Source organism: Aliiroseovarius sp. B-4, assembly GCF_056857795.1.
In genome coordinates, this window is record NZ_JBSXNV010000041.1 from 503,847 (window position 1) to 520,827 (window position 16,981).

Annotated in this window: 19 protein-coding genes; 14 read left to right on the forward strand and 5 right to left on the reverse strand. The window is 58.3% G+C overall.

Annotation, left to right across the window (positions count from 1 at the left end; genetic code table 11):
- The first annotated feature begins 70 nt into the window (after positions 1 to 70).
- The 14 genes from AC13C8_RS17850 to AC13C8_RS17915 all read left to right on the forward strand — a co-directional run bounded on the left by AC13C8_RS17850 (position 71) and on the right by AC13C8_RS17915 (position 12,208).
- On the forward strand, positions 71 to 508 hold the full coding sequence (locus AC13C8_RS17850; protein ID WP_482848575.1) for a DUF1489 family protein: 438 nt from the start codon (positions 71 to 73) through the stop codon (positions 506 to 508).
- Positions 509 to 778: 270 nt separating this feature from the next.
- Positions 779 to 1,642: a branched-chain amino acid aminotransferase gene (locus AC13C8_RS17855; RefSeq protein WP_482848576.1), complete on the forward strand. Its 864-nt coding sequence runs from the start codon at positions 779 to 781 to the stop codon at positions 1,640 to 1,642.
- A complete protein-coding gene (locus tag AC13C8_RS17860; protein ID WP_482848577.1) occupies positions 1,635 to 2,669 on the forward strand; it encodes an AbrB family transcriptional regulator in 1,035 nt (344 codons plus the stop codon). Before AC13C8_RS17855 ends, AC13C8_RS17860 begins: the two co-directional genes overlap by 8 nt.
- 58 nt (positions 2,670 to 2,727) lie before the next feature.
- The gene (locus tag AC13C8_RS17865; protein ID WP_091429141.1) at positions 2,728 to 3,183 is read left to right on the forward strand and encodes a universal stress protein; all 456 of its coding nucleotides are present in this window, start codon (positions 2,728 to 2,730) and stop codon (positions 3,181 to 3,183) included.
- A 69-nt stretch (positions 3,184 to 3,252) separates the two neighbouring features.
- Complete coding sequence (locus tag AC13C8_RS17870) at positions 3,253 to 3,816, forward strand: NifU family protein (protein WP_091429140.1); 564 nt, start codon at positions 3,253 to 3,255, stop codon at positions 3,814 to 3,816.
- Positions 3,806 to 4,423 carry a tRNA (adenosine(37)-N6)-threonylcarbamoyltransferase complex dimerization subunit type 1 TsaB gene (gene tsaB / locus AC13C8_RS17875; RefSeq protein WP_482848578.1) on the forward strand — a complete coding sequence of 206 codons (618 nt, stop codon included), beginning with the start codon at positions 3,806 to 3,808 and terminating at the stop codon, positions 4,421 to 4,423. The genes AC13C8_RS17870 and tsaB overlap by 11 nt, the downstream gene beginning before the upstream one ends.
- A 10-nt stretch (positions 4,424 to 4,433) precedes the next feature.
- On the forward strand, positions 4,434 to 4,874 hold the full coding sequence (locus AC13C8_RS17880; RefSeq protein ID WP_091429136.1) for a GNAT family N-acetyltransferase: 441 nt from the start codon (positions 4,434 to 4,436) through the stop codon (positions 4,872 to 4,874).
- A 159-nt stretch (positions 4,875 to 5,033) separates the two neighbouring features.
- Positions 5,034 to 6,029, forward strand: a complete 996-nt coding sequence (locus AC13C8_RS17885) for a BMP family lipoprotein (RefSeq protein ID WP_482848579.1) — start codon at positions 5,034 to 5,036, stop codon at positions 6,027 to 6,029.
- 7 nt (positions 6,030 to 6,036) lie between these two features.
- Positions 6,037 to 7,608: an ABC transporter ATP-binding protein gene (locus AC13C8_RS17890; protein ID WP_482848580.1), complete on the forward strand. Its 1,572-nt coding sequence runs from the start codon at positions 6,037 to 6,039 to the stop codon at positions 7,606 to 7,608.
- Positions 7,608 to 8,705: an ABC transporter permease gene (locus tag AC13C8_RS17895; RefSeq protein ID WP_091429131.1), complete on the forward strand. Its 1,098-nt coding sequence runs from the start codon at positions 7,608 to 7,610 to the stop codon at positions 8,703 to 8,705. The genes AC13C8_RS17890 and AC13C8_RS17895 overlap by 1 nt, the downstream gene beginning before the upstream one ends.
- A complete protein-coding gene (locus tag AC13C8_RS17900) occupies positions 8,705 to 9,670 on the forward strand; it encodes an ABC transporter permease (RefSeq protein ID WP_177179298.1) in 966 nt (321 codons plus the stop codon). The genes AC13C8_RS17895 and AC13C8_RS17900 overlap by 1 nt, the downstream gene beginning before the upstream one ends.
- Complete coding sequence (locus AC13C8_RS17905) at positions 9,654 to 10,457, forward strand: purine-nucleoside phosphorylase (RefSeq protein WP_482848581.1); 804 nt, start codon at positions 9,654 to 9,656, stop codon at positions 10,455 to 10,457. The genes AC13C8_RS17900 and AC13C8_RS17905 overlap by 17 nt, the downstream gene beginning before the upstream one ends.
- Before the next feature lie 66 nt (positions 10,458 to 10,523).
- Positions 10,524 to 11,441: a sulfite exporter TauE/SafE family protein gene (locus tag AC13C8_RS17910; RefSeq protein WP_091429125.1), complete on the forward strand. Its 918-nt coding sequence runs from the start codon at positions 10,524 to 10,526 to the stop codon at positions 11,439 to 11,441.
- Positions 11,441 to 12,208: a TIGR02186 family protein gene (locus AC13C8_RS17915; protein ID WP_091429123.1), complete on the forward strand. Its 768-nt coding sequence runs from the start codon at positions 11,441 to 11,443 to the stop codon at positions 12,206 to 12,208. The genes AC13C8_RS17910 and AC13C8_RS17915 overlap by 1 nt, the downstream gene beginning before the upstream one ends.
- Positions 12,209 to 12,218: 10 nt before the next feature.
- Here AC13C8_RS17915 and AC13C8_RS17920 read toward each other — a convergent pair whose 3' ends face one another.
- The 5 genes from AC13C8_RS17920 to ccrA form a co-directional block, all read right to left on the reverse strand.
- Positions 12,219 to 13,757 carry an ATP-dependent DNA helicase gene (locus AC13C8_RS17920; RefSeq protein ID WP_482848582.1) on the reverse strand — a complete coding sequence of 513 codons (1,539 nt, stop codon included), beginning with the start codon at positions 13,755 to 13,757 and terminating at the stop codon, positions 12,219 to 12,221.
- Between the two features lie 67 nt (positions 13,758 to 13,824).
- Positions 13,825 to 14,475 carry an acyl-homoserine-lactone synthase gene (locus AC13C8_RS17925; RefSeq protein WP_091429120.1) on the reverse strand — a complete coding sequence of 217 codons (651 nt, stop codon included), beginning with the start codon at positions 14,473 to 14,475 and terminating at the stop codon, positions 13,825 to 13,827.
- Between the two features lie 90 nt (positions 14,476 to 14,565).
- Positions 14,566 to 15,279 (reverse strand): helix-turn-helix transcriptional regulator, encoded by a 714-nt coding sequence (locus AC13C8_RS17930; protein ID WP_091429118.1) that lies wholly within the window; start codon positions 15,277 to 15,279, stop codon positions 14,566 to 14,568.
- A complete protein-coding gene (locus tag AC13C8_RS17935; protein ID WP_143064291.1) occupies positions 15,224 to 15,439 on the reverse strand; it encodes a hypothetical protein in 216 nt (71 codons plus the stop codon). Before AC13C8_RS17935 ends, AC13C8_RS17930 begins: the two co-directional genes overlap by 56 nt.
- A gap of 252 nt (positions 15,440 to 15,691) precedes the next feature.
- Positions 15,692 to 16,981: a crotonyl-CoA carboxylase/reductase gene (gene ccrA, locus AC13C8_RS17940; protein WP_091432090.1), complete on the reverse strand. Its 1,290-nt coding sequence runs from the start codon at positions 16,979 to 16,981 to the stop codon at positions 15,692 to 15,694.

Consider the following 16,981-nt stretch of genomic DNA (forward strand, 5'->3'; position numbering starts at 1 on the left):
TGAGGTCAATTGCCAAAGGACGAGATTCGGCGTAAAGTGGTAAGCTAACCACAATATCTGGGGTGACTTCGTGGTCAGCACCATAAATCTGGTAAAACTCTGCGTCGGAGCAGAGAAGGTCGAAGACCTTGAAACCTGGCAGGCTGCGCGTATGGCGCAAAGCGGTCAGGCCAACCCGCGTCACGTCACGCGCATGTGGCCCAAGCGCGAGGAAGAGCTTCTGGCTGGCGGCTCTTTGTATTGGGTTTTCAAAGGGCTTGTCCTTGCCCGTCAACGCATCGTTCGGTTGGAAGAAGTGATTGGCGAAGACGGGATACGGCGCTGCGGTATCGTGTTCGACCCTCGGGTTGTCCGCACCGAAAGCCAACCCCGCCGTGCCTTTCAGGGCTGGCGTTATCTGACACGACAGGACGCTCCGCGCGACCTGTCCACCAACCGCGCGGGTTCGGACGACACGCCTCTGCCCAACAAACTGGCGGCGGCGCTGGCAGATATTGGCATTCGGTGACGGCACACAACAAGTGCAGATGTCACAAAACGGAATCATTATCGCTCCAAACTCGACCCCGTGATCGATTCTCGGTCTGACCGGTTGCCCGCCCGGACAGACGGATCAGATCGCACAACGCGTGTGCCCGTCCCGTCTTTTCGCATACGCACGCCCCCGGCAGCGATCCCCAACTGCCGGGGGTGTTCTTTCCTGTTTCGTGCAAATGCAACGGGTCTGGACACCCGACCTTTGCCTGATAGTCTCGCCCGCAGTTTCAAGGAGATTTCGATGGCGACCGGCACCAATATCCGCACCTATTTCAACGGCACATGGCATGATGGCGACATTCCGGTCATGAACGCCGCAGATCACGGTGCGTGGCTGGGCACCACGGTCTTTGATGGGGCGCGGTATTTTGAAGGAATCCACCCGGATCTTGAACCCCACTGCGCCCGCGTGAATCGGTCGGCCGAGGCGTTGATGATTACGCCGACAGTCGAAACTGCCGCCATGGTCGAGATCGTCAAAGAGGGTCTTGCGACCTATCCAAAAGATACCGCCCTCTATATCCGCCCCATGTATTGGGCGCTTGAAGGAGGTGATCTTGGTATTGTGCCGAAGGCTGGGGCAACCGGCTTTTGTGTGTCGCTTGAGGAAATCCCGATGGCGCCGCAGAGGGCGGTGACGACGCTGACCACGACCCGCTTTCGCCGCCCGGTGATCGAGGACGCCGTGGTAAACGCAAAGGCCGGGTGCCTTTATCCCAACAATGCCCGCATGTTGGCCGAAGCGCGCGCCAAGGGCTATGGCAACGCGCTCGTCGCCGATGCCCTTGGCAATGTGGCCGAAACCTCGTCCGCCAACGTGTTCATGGTGCGCGACGGCGAAGTGTTCACCCCGATCCCGAACGGCTGCTTTCTGGCCGGGATCACCCGCGCTCGTCACATCGCCAATATGCAGGCTGACGGGATCAAGGTGCATGAGACCGTTCTGACATTCGACGACTTCCACAAGGCGGACGAGGTGTTTCTGTCGGGAAACATGATGAAAGTCACGCCGGTCAGCGAGTTTGACGGAACGATATATCGTTCTGGGCCCATGACGCGCCGGGTGCGCCAGTTATACTGGGACTGGGCGCATTCCGATGGCTGAGCCAAAGCGAACGCTCCTGACACTTTGTGTCGGATCACTTGGGGCGGCGGTGGCTTGGGCGGTCAATTTGCCGATGGGGTTTTTGCTTGGCCCGGCGCTCGTTGTCGCCTTCGCCAGCCTGCGCGGTATGGATACCGACATCGCACCACCCCTGCGCAACGTGATTTTCATACTGGTCGGGATCACCGTGGGGTCGATGGTCACGCCAACCAGTATCGAGGCCGTGCTGCGCTGGCCCATTGCCTTCGCCATGCTGGCCGCGCTGACCGTCGCAACACCCTATATCGGCCGTTGGGTGTTGACCCGCAGCATGGGATTTGATCGCGACGAAGCCTTCCTGTCAGCCGCGCCGGGGCATCTGAGTCTGGTCGTTTCGCTGTCCGACAGCCTCGGCATCCCCGTGGCCCGCCCGGCCATCCTGGCGTCGTTCCGCGTGCTGGCGCTGAGCTTGTTTGTCCCCATCGCCGCGCGCCTGTCAGGGATCGAGCTTGGCGCGGGTTTGCCGGTCGGTCGCGCGACCGCGCCATGGTTGATGATAGGGGCGGAATTGATTGTGGCACTGGCGCTTACTCCGCTCCTGATCAAGATCCGCTTGCCCGCGCCTGTGCTGCTGGCCGCCATGATCGCCGCGGCGGCGTTCCACCTGACCGGCGCGGTTGATGGCAACCTGCCCCCCTGGGTCAGCCAGGTTGTGCTGATGATGATGGGTTGCCTGATTGGCACCCGGTTCTCGGGCGTGACCTGGCGGGATCTGCGGCACAACATGGCGGCGGCGGGTGTGGTTGTCCTGCTCACGGCCTCTCTGGCTGCTGCTGTGGCGATCCCGACGGCTTTTTTGTCGGGCCTGCCTTTGCTGGACATGCTCGTTGGATTTGCCCCCGGTGGGCTGGAGACCATGATCATCGTTGGGGTCGCCATGGGCGGGGATCCCAGTTTCATTGCGGCGGCGCATGTTGGGCGGCTGGTCTTGCTGGCGATCCTGATCACCACCTACGCCACCCGCATCGCGCGCGGCGCCACGCGTTGAAAACCGTGGACAGCACCCTACCCCTGATGCAGACTGGCGCCGTTTCGGGAGGTCCAACATGCGCAAGTTCCTTGTGATCCTTGATGACAGCCGCGAGTGCCTGAACGCCATGCGTTTTGCGGCCATGCGGGCTGCCAAAACCGGTGGTGGCGTACAGGTTCTGTCCGTCATTGCGCCGGACGAGTTCAATCACTGGATCGGCGTTGGCAACATCATGCGCGAAGAAGCACGCGAACGCATCACTGTGCATTTCGAAGTGTTTGCCAAGTGGATGCGCGACCGTCAGGGCGTGGACCCGGAACTTGTGATCCGCGAAGGAGAAGCAGTGCCCGAGATTATGGCACAGATCAACGAAAACCCGGATATCGGTGTTCTGGTTCTGGGTGCGGGGTCGGAAAAAAACGGCCCCGGTCCGATCATCAACCAATTGATGCGTGCCTCAGCCACGCTGCCCGTGCCCATGACCATCGTTCCCGGCGAAATGTCCAAGGATCGGCTGGAAGAGATCACCTGACAATCCAGCGCATCTTGACTCTTCCCGGCGCGAGGCCCATATCAAACCTGACAAAAAAGGTGCGCCAAAATGTTCATCCAGACCGAATCCACACCAAACCCCGCCACGCTGAAATTTTTGCCCGGACAGGCCGTTCTTGGCACCGGAACGGCGGATTTTCCATCCGCTGATACGGCGGGAAGCTCGCCTCTGGCCGAACGCATCTTCAAGGTGCAAGGCGTAACTGCGGTTTTCTTCGGTGCCGATTTCGTGACCGTGACCAAGGGGGACGATGTCGAATGGGATCACATCAAACCTGCGATCCTCGGCGCAATCATGGAACATTTCCAGTCCGGCCAGCCTGTCATGGCAGGCGAAGCCAGCGCCCCCGCCGGTCATGCCGAGCATGACGGTGAAGATGGCGAGATCGTGGAACAGATCAAGGAACTGCTGGACACCCGCGTGCGTCCCGCCGTTGCGCAGGACGGTGGCGACATCACCTTCCACGGGTTTGATCGTGGCATCGTGTATCTGCATATGCAGGGTGCCTGTGCGGGCTGCCCCTCGTCGACCTTGACGCTGAAGATGGGCATCGAAAACCTTTTGAAGCACTATATCCCCGAGGTGATCGAGGTGCGCCCTGTTGCCGCGTGACCCTTTGATCCTGGCGTTTGACACATCGGCCGCGCATTGCGCGGCCGCTTTGCTGTCAGGCGACAGGATCATCGCATCACGTTTCGAACCCATGGCACGCGGACAAGCAGAACGCTTGATTCCGCTGCTGGAAAAGGTAGTGGCGGATGCGGGCCTGTCATGGCGTGACCTTGCAGCAATTGGGGTCGGGATTGGGCCGGGCAACTTCACCGGGATCCGCATCTCGGTTGCCGCAGCGCGTGGTCTTGCCCTGTCGCTGGGCGTGCCTGCGATTGGCGTCTCGTCCCTTGATGCGCAGGCTATCGACGCCAAACGCCCGGTCTGGTCGTTGATCGACGCACGGCGGGACCACGTCTACGCCCAATATCTGCGCGCGGGTGGCGATGATGAAGCCCCTGCTTTGATGTCAGCCCGCGAAGCTGCCGCGTTGAAAGGCGCGCGGGTCGGGCCAGACGCATTGTCCGATCCTGCCCCGGCGATCGCACGTATCGCCGCTGCGCGTCTTGCGACAGCCGGACAAACCTCGATCCCGCGCCCCGCGCCCTTGTATATCCGTGCAGCCGATGCCGCCCCACCCCGTGATCCCGCACCTCTGATCCTTCCCTAAGGACTGCGGGATGTTCGAGCTTACTCCAACCCATCTTGCGCGGCTTCACGAAGTGGCATTTCCTGAAAGCCGCGCGTGGAACGAAGATGAAATGCGGGCCTTGTTATCCTCGCCACTGGTCTTCACGGTGGGCACACGACATGGCTTTGCAATGGGCCGAGTGATCCTGGACGAAGCCGAGCTTATGACCATCGTCGTCCACCCCGACCAACAAGGCAGAGGTCTTGGTCGTCGACTTCTGACCGCGTTCGAGGTCGATGCCCAGTCCCGCGGCGCAAAGCTGGCGTTTCTTGAAGTCGCCGAGAACAATGGGCCAGCACGCGCGCTATATATGTCGGCGGGTTGGGTCGAATCCGGACGCCGATCAGGCTACTATGCACGCCCAGCGGGTGGCGCGGTCGATGCCATCTTGTTGAACAAGCCCCTTCCCTTGGGTGAACCTTCTGAATAATAGACATTTTCAACGCGGACCACGAAACTTAATGTTGACCGCGCCCTTGCCCTCCGCCCAAAATCCCGGATGATCCTATTCAGCGATCTGCTCGCAGACTCTGGGAATCGGCTGACATTCCGTCCGCGACCCCCAACAACAACAACCGGGAGTATTAACATGACCCTGATGAAGACATTTCTTGGCGCCGTTGCGTCGATGGCCCTGACCGCCGGGACGGCACTGGCTGATCCCGCGATCATCTTCGACCTTGGCGGCAAGTTCGACAAATCGTTCAACGAAGCCGGTTTCAATGGCGCTGAAAAATGGGCCAAGGAAACCGGCGGCAGCTATCTTGAGATCGAGCTTCAGTCCGAAGCCCAGCGCGAACAGGCACTGCGCCGCTTTGCTGAAACCGGAGCCAACCCGGTGATCACCCTTGGCTTCGCCATGTCGGCGGCCCTGTCCGAAGTGGCCCCGGATTTCCCGGAAACCACATTCGTCACCAATGACGGCTGGTCGGATGCCCCCAACGTCCTGAATGTCGCGTTTGCCGAGCATGAAGGCTCGTATCTGGCCGGCATCATGGCAGCGATGGCATCCAAGTCGGGCACCGTCGGTTTTGTCGGCGGAATGGACATCCCGCTGATCCGTAAGTTCGGTTGCGGCTACGCACAAGGCGTTCTGGCGACAAATCCGGATGCCAAGATCATCTCGAACATGACCGGAACCACGCCGACGGCTTGGAACGATCCGGTGAAAGGTGGCGAGTTGACGAAAGCACAGATCAGCCAAGGCGCTGACGTGATCTATGCTGCGGCTGGCGGCACCGGTCTTGGTGTATTGCAGACCGCCGCAGACGAAGGTGTGCTGTCCATCGGTGTCGATAGCAACCAGAACTACCTGCACCCCGGAAAGGTGCTGACTTCGATGGTGAAGCGGGTCGATGTTTCGGTCTATGACGCCATGAAAGAAGGCGAAAACCTGAAGCCCGGCGTGCGTGTCATGGATTTGGCGCATGACGGCGTTGGTCTGGCGATGGACGAATATAACGCCGAACTGGTGACGGATGAGATGAAAGCCGCCGTTGAAGAGGCCCAAGCCAAAATCATCTCGGGCGAAATCGCCGTTCACGACTATCAGTCGGACGACACCTGCCCGGTCATGAAGTTCTGATCGGGCGATGGCTGACATGAGCAAAGGGGGGCAACAGGCGACTGTTGCCCCCGCCATCGAACTTCGTGGCATCTCGAAGGCCTTTGGGCCGGTGCAAGCGAACAAGGACATCTCGATTTCCGTGCAGCCGGGAACGATCCATGGGATCATCGGCGAAAACGGCGCGGGAAAATCTACCCTGATGTCCATTCTGTATGGGTTCTACAAGGCCGATGAAGGGCAGATCTTCATCCACGGCAAGGAAACCCAGATCCCCGACAGTCAGGCCGCAATTGCTGCCGGTATCGGGATGGTGTTCCAGCATTTCAAACTGGTCGAAAATTTCTCGGTGCTGGAAAATGTGATCCTCGGCGTGGAAGATGGCGCGATGCTGCGTCCGTCACTGGCCAAGGCCCGAAAATCGCTTAAATCGCTTGCAGAAGAATATGAACTCCACGTTGATCCGGATACGCTGATCGAAGACCTTGGCGTCGGTGTACAACAACGTGTCGAGATCCTGAAAGCACTCTATCGCGAGGCGGATATCCTGATCCTGGACGAGCCGACCGGCGTGCTGACACCGGCCGAAGCCGACCACCTGTTCCGCATCCTCAATGGGCTGCGCGATCAAGGTAAGACGATCATTCTGATCACCCACAAACTGCGCGAAATCATGGAGATCACAGACACCGTGTCCGTCATGCGGCGCGGCGAGATGACCGCGACAGTCAAGACCAAGAACACGAACCCTGAACACCTGGCAGAACTGATGGTGGGTCGTAAGGTGCTGTTGCGTGTCGACAAGGTTCCTGCAAGTCCCGGCAAGAAGATTCTGGAGGTCGAGAACCTGCGCATGGTCGATGATCATGGGGTGGAACGCCTGAAGGGCATTTCGCTTAACGTGCGCGCGGGTGAAATCCTTGGCATCGCGGGCGTGTCCGGCAACGGCCAGTCGCAGTTGCTGGAGGTTCTGGGCGGCTATGCCAATGCCACCGGCGAAATTCGTATCAGTGGTGATTCAATTGACCTGACCGGCAAGTATTCCGACGGGCGCTCGCGGCGGGCACGCGGGATCGCACACGTGCCCGAGGATCGGCAGGAGCACGGTCTGATCATGGACTTCCCGGCGTGGCAGAACATCGTCTTCGGTTATCACCACGCGCCGGAATACCAAAAGAACAAGTTTCTGATGGATAACGCGAAAATCCTGGAGATTGCCCAGGACAAGATGGACCGGTTCGATGTGCGCCCCCCCAATCCGCAACTTGAGGCGAAAAGTTTCTCGGGCGGCAACCAGCAAAAGATCGTCGTGGCGCGCGAGATCGAGCGCAACCCCGATCTGCTTTTGGTTGGCCAGCCGACACGCGGCGTCGACATCGGCGCGATCGAGTTCATTCACAAACAGATTATTGCCTTGCGCGATCAGGGAAAGGCGGTGCTTCTCATCTCGGTCGAATTGGAAGAAATCCTGTCCCTCAGTGATCGAATTGCGGTCATGTTTGACGGCCATATCATGGGCGAACGCCTGCCCGACCAGACAGATGAACGTGAACTGGGCCTTATGATGGCCGGGGTCACACAGGAAGGGGATGCAGCCTGATGCAGAAGATGCCCAAGTGGGCCGATGTGGCTCTGATCCCCTTTCTGAACCTGCTGATCGCTTTTGTGCTGTCTGGGCTTGTCATACTGGCCATTGGTGAAAACCCGATCAATGCACTTCGGATGATGATTTCCGGGGCGCTGGGGTCAACCTACGGCTGGGGTTACACGCTTTACTATGCCACCAACTTCATCTTCACCGGACTTGCCGTGTCGATCGCCTTCAAAGCGGCGATGTTCAACATCGGCGGCGAAGGTCAGGCGATGATCGGCGGGCTGGGTGTTGCGCTGGTTTGTCTTTATATCCCCTTCCCGCATTGGACCGTCGCGATATTGTTCGCCATGATCGGCGGGGCTGTGTTTGGCGCGGCCTGGGCACTTATTCCCGCCTATCTGCAAGCCCGACGCGGCAGCCATGTGGTGATCACCACAATCATGTTCAACTTCATTGCGGCAGCCGCACTGAACTATGTTCTGGTGAACGTACTGCGTCCAAAAGGCGAGATGAACCCGCAAACCGCATCGTTCCCCGAAACAACACAACTGCCCACACTGCACGACGTTCTTGCTCCGATCGGCATAAACTTCTCGAAATCCGCGCCTGTGAATGTCTCGCTTTTCATCGCGCTTGCGGCCTGCTTGATCGTCTATCTTCTGATGTGGCGGTCACGTCTGGGATACGAGATCCGCGCTTTTGGCCTATCCTCAGAAGCATCAGTCTATGCGGGTATATCACCGTTCAAGATCATCATGGTCGCCATGATCCTGTCCGGCGGATTGTCGGGCATGATGTCCATCAACAACACGATGGGCGAGGCCGAGCGACTTGTCCTGAATTCGGTTGAAGGCGCTGGCTTTATCGGGATCGCCGTGGCGCTGATGGGCCGCAATCACCCGTTTGGGGTGCTGCTGGCGGCTTTGCTGTTCGGCTTCCTTTATCAAGGCGGCAGCGAATTGTCGCTATGGACGAAAATCCCGCGCGAGTTGGTCATCGTCATCCAGGCGCTGGTGATCCTGTTCACCGGGGCGCTTGACAACATGGTCAGGGCGCCGGTGGAACGCGCGTTCATCCGGTCTGCAAAACGGGGGGCGCACTGATGGATTTCCTGACGATCATCCAAATCGCAGACAGCGGCTTGCGTCTGGCCACACCGCTTTTGCTGGCCTGCCTTGCCGGGTTGTTCTCGGAACGAGCGGGCATTTTCGATATCGGGCTTGAGGGCAAAATCCTTGCCTCGGCCTTTTTCTCGGCAGCCGTTGCAGCGGCGACCGGGTCGGTCTGGCTGGGGCTTCTGGCCGGTGTGGCGTCCTCGATCGCGTTCTCTGCGGTGCATGGCCTTGCCTCGATCACCTTTCAAGGGAACCAGTTGATCTCGGGTGTGGCGCTGAACTTCTTTGCCTCGGGCATCACGATCCTGATCGGCACTGCGTGGTTCGGGCTTGGCGGGCGCACGCCAAGCCTGTCCGGCGGTCAGCGTTTTTCAAATCTGGAACTGCCCTTTGCCAATGCGGTGGCCGATGTGCCGATCCTTGGACCGATCTATTCCGATCTGTTATCGGGCCACACAATCCTTGTTTACGTGGCGCTTCTGATGGTGCCGTTGTCATGGTTCGTGCTATATCGCACTCGCTTTGGCCTGCGCCTGCGGGCCGTGGGCGAAAATCCTGCGGCGGTCGATACGGCAGGCGTATCGGTGATCCGGCTGCGCTACGCGGCGATGTTGATTGCGGGCGTCCTGTGTGGTCTGGCTGGGGTCTATCTGGCGACAGGACTCGCCGCAGGCTTTGTGAAGGAAATGAGCGCAGGTCGCGGCTATATCGCGCTGGCGGCGTTGATTTTTGCCCGGTGGCGTCCGTGGCACGCGCTCTATGCCACGCTGCTGTTCGGTCTGCTGGAAGCCATCGCCAACCGGTATCAGAACATTGATCTTGGCACCTTCGTCATTCCGGTGCAATTCATGCAGGCCCTGCCCTATATCCTGACCGTGATCATTCTGGCTGGCTTCGGTGGCACCGCTGTTGCACCGAAAGCCGGTGGGCAACCCTATGTCAAGGAACGCTGAGGCGCTGACCCGGCAGGTTCGCAACCTGGCTGGGTCAGAGCCGGTCGAGGTGGGCCTGGTCCTTGGATCAGGCCTGGGGCATCTGGCCAATACGGTCGACGGGGTTGCGATCCCCTATGACCAGCTTGATGGCTTCCCACAGGCGCATGTATCGGGCCACAATCCGAAACTGGTGATCGGGCATATGGAAGGCACACGGGTTGCCGTGTTTGGCGGCCGGTCACACTATTACGAGCATGGCAAAGCCGATGCGATGCGCCTGCCGCTGGAACTTCTGAAAGCCCTTGGCGCGGATCGCCTGATCCTGACCAACGCGGCCGGATCAATGCGGCTGGACATTCCGCCCGGCGAGCTGATGCTGATCTCGGACCACATCAACTTCTCGGGGTTGAACCCGTTGATCGGCGAAGTGTCTGACGCTCGTTTCGTGCCCATGGGCGGTGCCTATGACGCCGAGATGCAGAAGGTTTTCGCAAAGATCGCCAAAGATGAAGGCGTTGCTCTGACCCCTGGCGTCTATGCCTGGTATTCCGGCCCGTCCTTCGAGACGCCCGCCGAAATCCGCGCCATTCGCACCTTGGGGGCGGACGCGGTCGGCATGTCAACCGTGCCCGAAGTGATTCTTGCGCGCTTCCTTGGTTTGCGGGTTGCCGCCTTTTCAACCATCACCAACATGGCGCAGGGTTTGTCGGACGAGGCGATCAGCCACGAACATACCAAGGCAATGGCACCACTTGGTGCTGAAAAGCTGGAAAAACTGGTTCGACGCTACTTAACACGTGACTAACCCCCGCCTCATGGGCCAATAAAGAAACAACCAGCCAATTCACAGCCAGCCCAGAGTTCTTTCCCAATGCAGATTTACCTGCCAATCGCCGAGGTTTCCGTAAACGCGTTTCTGCTGCTCGGGCTTGGTGGCATCGTGGGTGTTCTGTCGGGTATGTTTGGTGTGGGTGGCGGCTTTCTGATGACGCCCTTGCTGTTCTTCATCGGTATTCCGCCCGCGGTCGCGGTGGCCACGGAAGCCAACCAGATCGTGGCCAGCTCGTTCTCTGGCGTTCTGGCGCATTTGAAACGCAAGACGGTGGACCTTCGAATGGGGGTGGTGCTGCTGATCGGTGGTCTGATCGGTGCGGCTTTGGGCGTGCAATTGTTCAATGCGTTGAAAGCAATCGGACAAGTCGATCTGTTGGTCAAATTGTCATATGTCGTGTTCCTTGGCATCATCGGATCCCTGATGTTCGTTGAAAGCGTGCGGGCGTTGATGAAAACCCGCGGGGGGACGGCGGTGCCGACGCGCCGCAAGCACACATGGGTGCACGCCCTGCCCTTCAAGATGAAATTCCGCACCTCGGGCCTCTACATCTCGGTCATTCCGCCCATTCTGGTGGGCGTTCTGGTCGGGATTCTCGCTGCCATCATGGGCGTCGGTGGAGGTTTCATCATGGTGCCGGCCATGATCTATCTATTGGGGATGCCGACTAAGGTGGTTGTGGGAACCTCGCTGTTCCAGATCATCTTCGTGACCGCCTTTACAACGCTTCTGCACGCCACAACCAACTTCACCGTCGATATGGGGTTGGCCGTTCTGCTGCTGATCGGCGGTGTCGTGGGCGCACAGATCGGTGCGCGCATTGGCGTGAAACTGAAAGCAGAGCAGTTGCGGGTGCTGCTGGCGCTGATGGTGCTTGTTGTCTGTGGCAAACTTGGGTTGGACCTGCTGATCCAACCGGCCGAGCTTTATGAAATCGGTCAGGCCGGGGCGCACTGATGCTGCGTGCCATTTCCATCCTCTCGTTGATGTTCTTCGCCGCCCTGCCCGCACGCGCAGAAAAAGTCGTTGCGGGACTTAGCCAGAACCGCGTTTCGATCACGGCGACTTTTGTGGGGTCGGAGATCCTGATCTTCGGTGCTGTCAAGCGGGACGCCCCGCCCCCCAACGACAGCCCCCTTCAAGTGATCGTCGTCGTCGAGGGCCCAGCGCACCCGATCACTGTGCGCAAAAAGGACAAGCGTTTCGGGATATGGGTGAACACGGACTCGATCGAACTGGCCGCTGCGCCAAGCTTCTATGCTGTTGCAACATCAGCGCCGCTGACTGAAACATTGTCGATCCTTGACGACCTGAAGCACGTCATTTCGGTCGAGCGGTCGATCCGCATCAGCGACAACCCCTTCACCAACGAAGACCCGCGCGACTTCACCCGCGCCCTGATCCGCATCCGCGAAAAGTCGGGGCTATATAAGCTGATGGAAAACAGCGTCAAATTGCAGGAAGAAACGCTGTTCGACACGCGAATAGCCCTGCCCGCCAATGTGACCGAAGGTGACTATCGCACACGTATCTATCTGACGCGGGACGGTAATGTTGCCTCGCAATATGAAACGGTGATCAACGTTCAGAAGGTTGGGCTGGAACGGTGGATCTTCAACCTCGCCCACGAACAACCATTGATCTATGGCATCCTGTCACTGGTGATCGCGATTGCCGCTGGATGGGGCGCATCAGCCCTGTTTCGCGTGATCCTGCGCACGTGATCTGTCCGAGTCAGGCTGCGCCTTCGCCCGGCGCGGCAAGGGTCAACTCCACCGGCTTTGCAGCCAAGTCGCTTGTCGACAATGCGACCTCTGGCCGGGCCATCGCATAGCGTTTCACCCAAAACAAGCGCGTCTCGGCCCGCGTGATGGCGACATAGGCCAGACGTTTCCACAACGGCAGCCCAGCCTCTGTTCGTCCCGCCCGCGATGCCGCCCAGATGTCCGGCGCGAAGACCTGCACCTCAGGCCACTGTGACCCCTGTGCCTTGTGAATGGTCACAGCCGCCCCATGCAAAAAAGCCGCGCCCATGTTGGCGGCATACGGGATGAACGGTTCTTCTTCGTCAGGCATTTCAATCTTGATGATCGAGGCCGCTGACAATTGCGGATCCTCGGCCCCCAACACGTGCAATCGTGAAAAACCCGGACGTTTTCCGGGGCCAAGATAAACACATTGCGCGCCCTTGATCAGGCCGCGCGCTTCCAGATCAATACGTTTCTTGCGATGCTTCAGGGGCAGCTCGATCCCGTCGCAGATCAGCGGTTCACCGGGCATCAGTTCATGCTCAGGCGCGCCAAATGCCCCCCGGAATGCGGTGATCAGTCGGACGCGTGTCACATTGCGCCAAACCAGAACGGGCGAGCGCGCCATCAGATCGGCATTCACGCGGGGTGCAACCACCACCCGATCGTCCAAGCGTGCGGCCTCTTCGATCATGGTTTCGAACGTTGCGAAATCCAGCGTGTCATCCGCCAGAGCATGGGCCAGATCCAGAATTGGGTTATCGTGTTCCTGACGGTGAATACGATGCAGCACCATCTTTCGGCTGTCGCCCAGCCGATCAAAGACCATTTCACCCGATTGGCCCACCGGGGCCAGCTGTGCGGGATCACCAAACAATACCAATGTCGGGAAGATCTCGCGCAGATCGTTGAACTGTTTTTCGTCCAGCATCGAACTTTCGTCGACAAAGCCAATATCCAAAGGGTCATCCCGCCGTTTCCAGCCGGTGATGAAATCTGATCCGCGCAATCCAGCCGCAGCAAGCGCCCCCGGAATGGACTTCTGGGCCTGATAAAAAGCAAAAGCGCGATCCAGCGCCGCATCAGTCAGACCTTCGACCGACGGCCGCTCCCCGTTTCCGGCCAGCCATTCGGCGATCTTTTCGTATTCGGGGTCATAGACGGGAGTATAAAGGATCCGATGAATCGTCGTTGCTGGCACGCCGCGGTTGCGCAACACGCTGGCCGCCTTGTTGGTCGGGGCTAATATGGCCAAAGTCCTGCGATCCTTGCGACGTTTGCCTTCCCAATCGCCGGACACGACCTCGACCCCGGCTTCTTGCAGCGCGCGATACAGTTGGGCAAGCAGCATCGTCTTGCCCGACCCCGCTTTACCGACGACGGCCATCACTTGCGACTTGCCGTCGGATAATGGCGTCAGCAGCGCATCATCCAAATCAACGCCTGCCCCGCGCAGCATTTCAGCCACGCGGTCATGGGCGTCCGCTTGGTCATCAGAATAGGTCAGGTGCGCGCCAGTGGTCATGGCGCGACCCTAACCTGCGCTCTGATGCTGCGCCAGCACGTATGGCGCACATCAGTATGATGACCGCTTATGCACTTGCGGGAATGGCATCCGGTGCAACAACACGTTGGCCAAGACCCAGCGAATACCGCAACCAGTTCTTGCTGGTTTCGCGATCCACGCCCACTCGGGCAAGTGTCGGCGCAAAGGCATCATCATTCATGGACCAAAGACCCACACCAATGCGGTCTTTACCTTCACCGGCAGTTCCGATGACTTCCGGCTCCAGCCCCATCAGGCGATAGATCCGCTCCATACGCGGATCGAACACACCGACATAGTGGCGCAGCTTGAAGGCGGCCATCAATTCGCCTGCACCAAGTGCCAGAGCGGCCGAGGCCCGACGATCCGCGCCTGGCGCGAGGCAGAAGCGGGTGCATTCCCAGATCAGCGGACTTTCGATATGCACCCCGTCCGTCAGGTGATCGAAATGGTCGTTGACCATGGTTTGGCCCACCGTAGGTAGAAAACGCATTGAGCCGCCATGGCGACCATCTGCCTGTTCCCAGATCACGTATAGGGGATTCATGTCGTCGTATTCATCCCGCTCATGGCCTGCATCGTCTACATGGACATCCCAGCCCAACCGACGAGAAAACTGTTCCGCACGATCACGAAACATTGTGTCTGCAAGCAGAGGGAAGTTGTTCAAATCATTACCATAGAGATAGCGCAGCATCGGTTTGGCTCCTTTGTCCGATAAGTTAGCCAAATGATGGTCGCCTTATGGTTAAAATAAGGCAAATGTCTTAAGCGTTTTAGATGTATTTTATACGATGATGATCCCCGCAGACAACGCACGCGCTACCGCATGGGTTGTATTCATCGCGCCAAGTTTGTGTCGCGCCGATTCGATATACACTCTTAGCGTGTGCTCTGAGATGTTCATTTCTGCCGCAGATTGTGCGCGATTCATGCCCTTCGCCAAGCACGTCATCGCCGATAACTCGCGAGGCGACAGTGACGGGGATTGAACATCCTGCCCCCACTTCTCAAATTCCAACGCTTTTTTGTTCAGTTCATGCGAGATGATCATCAGGTCGCGCGTGTTCTCATCGACGAAGGTTTCCCAAGCGTCATCTTCAGCGGTCGCGTTCATGGTAAACAGAGCGAATTGCCCGTTGGGACCACGTATCGGAATGGTAAATCCCTGGTTGCCCAAACCATAGTTCATGGCATCCTGAAACATCTCCCGCGCCGCCTTCGACGACCAGTCGAGCGACTTCCAGATGACCGGTGTAAATCTTTGAAAACAACCGAAAATAACCGGGTCGATACGCAAGTAATCTTTTTCAAGATAGCGATCAACCCACTCGGCGCTGTAAGTGCCCGCGCCGAACCTTTCACCAACGGAATTAACCCAGTGATAAACCGTATGCGAAACGTCATAGTGGTCCCGCAGAGCCTCGGTTACGGCTTGCAGGTCTTCAAGCGAGCTCGCCGCCTGCAACGTAGAGACAAGGTCTTCCAACCGGTTTTTCATATTCGCGCGCGTTCTCCGTCTCTTGACGTGAGGCGGAGGCGATTTCTGTCATGGCAATCAGTCGCGCGTCATCAAGCTGGTCGGCCGTGACGTTCAAACCATTTTTAACCGCGTAGGCCTTCAGGTCAGTAAGAACATCAATGATCCATTCATCAGACATGTAAAGCCTCGATCTCGCAAGTTGGGAAATCAACCTTCGCATGTGTTTTCTCATTTCGGTATTCACCCATTTAACCTCCCCATAAATGGGGAGGATGAAACACGTAACATATTGTTCTTTGAATAAACCGACCAGTGGGTCAGCTTTAAGAGTAGGTGATTCGCAAATCTAACATGTGAAGTGTTTCAAAATTCGACAAAAAAACCCTCCGCCCAGATCGGACGGAGGGCTGAATTTCAGTTGGTTTTGGGCTTATTTCGGGCCGGCCTCAAGAGCGTCTTCAAAAGTGCGCAGACCGGTCTTCGGTGCCTGAACCAGGACCGCCATGTTGCCGGGCTTGTGTTGATTGCGCAACATTTTCATATGTGCGTCCGGAATATCTTCCCATGGGAAGACTTCGGACATGCAGGGGTCGATTCGACGCTCAATCATCATGCGGTTGGCCGAGGCCGCTTGCTTCAAATGCGCAAAGTGGCTGCCTTGGATGCGCTTTTGGTGCATCCACAGATACCGCACATCAAAGGTGCAGTTGAACCCGGTGGTGCCGGCGCAGATCACGACCATACCGCCCTTTTTGCAGACGAAGGTCGACACCGGAAACGTGGCTTCACCAGGGTGTTCGAACACCATATCCACGTTGTTGCCCTTGCCGGTGATATCCCAAATGGCTTTGCCGAACTTTCGCACTTCCTTGAACCACGCCGCATATTCGGGTGTGTTCACGGTGGGCAGTTGTCCCCAGCAATTGAAATCCTTGCGGTTGATGACGCCTTTTGCGCCAAGTGACATGACGAACTCGCGTTTGTCTTCATCCGAGATCACGCCAACCGCATTCGCACCCGCAGCATTAATCAACTGGATCGCAAACGATCCCAGACCACCAGAGGCACCCCAGACCAGCACGTTCTGGCCGGGTTTCAGTTCATGCGGTGCGTGACCGAACAACATCCGATAGGCAGTGGCCAAGGTCAGCGTATAGCAGGCGCTTTCTTCCCAAGTCAGGTGCTTGGGACGCGGCAAAAGCTGTTGTGCCTGCACGTTGGTGAACTGCGCGAAAGACCCGTCGGGGGTTTCGTATCCCCAAATCCGCTGCGAGGGTGAAAACATCGGATCGCCGCCGTTACACTCTTCGTCGTCGCCGTCATCCTGGTTGCAATGGATGACAACTTCGTCGCCCACTTTCCAGCTTTTCACCTTGTCGCCAACCGCCCAGACGATACCCGAAGCATCCGACCCGGCGATGTGATAATCCGCGCCGTGGCCATCAAATGGGGAGATCGGGACACCAAGACCGGCCCAAACACCGTTATAGTTCACGCCAGCGGCCATCACGAGGACGAGCACCTCGTGGCTGTCCAACACCGGAGTATCGACAACTTCAACCTGAAACGATTTGTCCGGTTCGCCATGGCGTTCACGGCGGATGGCCCATGCATACATCTGCTTGGGCACATACCCGAGCGGCGGCATCTCACCGATCTCGTACAGGTCCTTCTTCGGGGCATCGTAATCTGCGATGCTGGGTTGAGTATCCAAAGCCAT

Coding starts and splice junctions, on each gene's coding strand:
- AC13C8_RS17930 (WP_091429118.1), bottom strand. CDS start 15,279: ATGAAAAACCGGTTGGAAGACCTTGTCTCTACGTTGCAGGCGGCGAGC.
- AC13C8_RS17900 (WP_177179298.1), top strand. CDS start 8,705: ATGGATTTCCTGACGATCATCCAAATCGCAGACAGCGGCTTGCGTCTG.
- AC13C8_RS17915 (WP_091429123.1), top strand. CDS start 11,441: ATGCTGCGTGCCATTTCCATCCTCTCGTTGATGTTCTTCGCCGCCCTG.
- AC13C8_RS17920 (WP_482848582.1), bottom strand. CDS start 13,757: ATGACCACTGGCGCGCACCTGACCTATTCTGATGACCAAGCGGACGCC.
- AC13C8_RS17925 (WP_091429120.1), bottom strand. CDS start 14,475: ATGCTGCGCTATCTCTATGGTAATGATTTGAACAACTTCCCTCTGCTT.
- AC13C8_RS17935 (WP_143064291.1), bottom strand. CDS start 15,439: ATGTCTGATGAATGGATCATTGATGTTCTTACTGACCTGAAGGCCTAC.
- AC13C8_RS17860 (WP_482848577.1), top strand. CDS start 1,635: ATGGCTGAGCCAAAGCGAACGCTCCTGACACTTTGTGTCGGATCACTT.
- AC13C8_RS17855 (WP_482848576.1), top strand. CDS start 779: ATGGCGACCGGCACCAATATCCGCACCTATTTCAACGGCACATGGCAT.
- AC13C8_RS17905 (WP_482848581.1), top strand. CDS start 9,654: ATGTCAAGGAACGCTGAGGCGCTGACCCGGCAGGTTCGCAACCTGGCT.
- AC13C8_RS17890 (WP_482848580.1), top strand. CDS start 6,037: ATGGCTGACATGAGCAAAGGGGGGCAACAGGCGACTGTTGCCCCCGCC.
- ccrA (WP_091432090.1), bottom strand. CDS start 16,981: ATGGCTTTGGATACTCAACCCAGCATCGCAGATTACGATGCCCCGAAG.
- AC13C8_RS17880 (WP_091429136.1), top strand. CDS start 4,434: ATGTTCGAGCTTACTCCAACCCATCTTGCGCGGCTTCACGAAGTGGCA.
- AC13C8_RS17885 (WP_482848579.1), top strand. CDS start 5,034: ATGACCCTGATGAAGACATTTCTTGGCGCCGTTGCGTCGATGGCCCTG.
- AC13C8_RS17910 (WP_091429125.1), top strand. CDS start 10,524: ATGCAGATTTACCTGCCAATCGCCGAGGTTTCCGTAAACGCGTTTCTG.
- AC13C8_RS17870 (WP_091429140.1), top strand. CDS start 3,253: ATGTTCATCCAGACCGAATCCACACCAAACCCCGCCACGCTGAAATTT.
- AC13C8_RS17865 (WP_091429141.1), top strand. CDS start 2,728: ATGCGCAAGTTCCTTGTGATCCTTGATGACAGCCGCGAGTGCCTGAAC.
- AC13C8_RS17895 (WP_091429131.1), top strand. CDS start 7,608: ATGCAGAAGATGCCCAAGTGGGCCGATGTGGCTCTGATCCCCTTTCTG.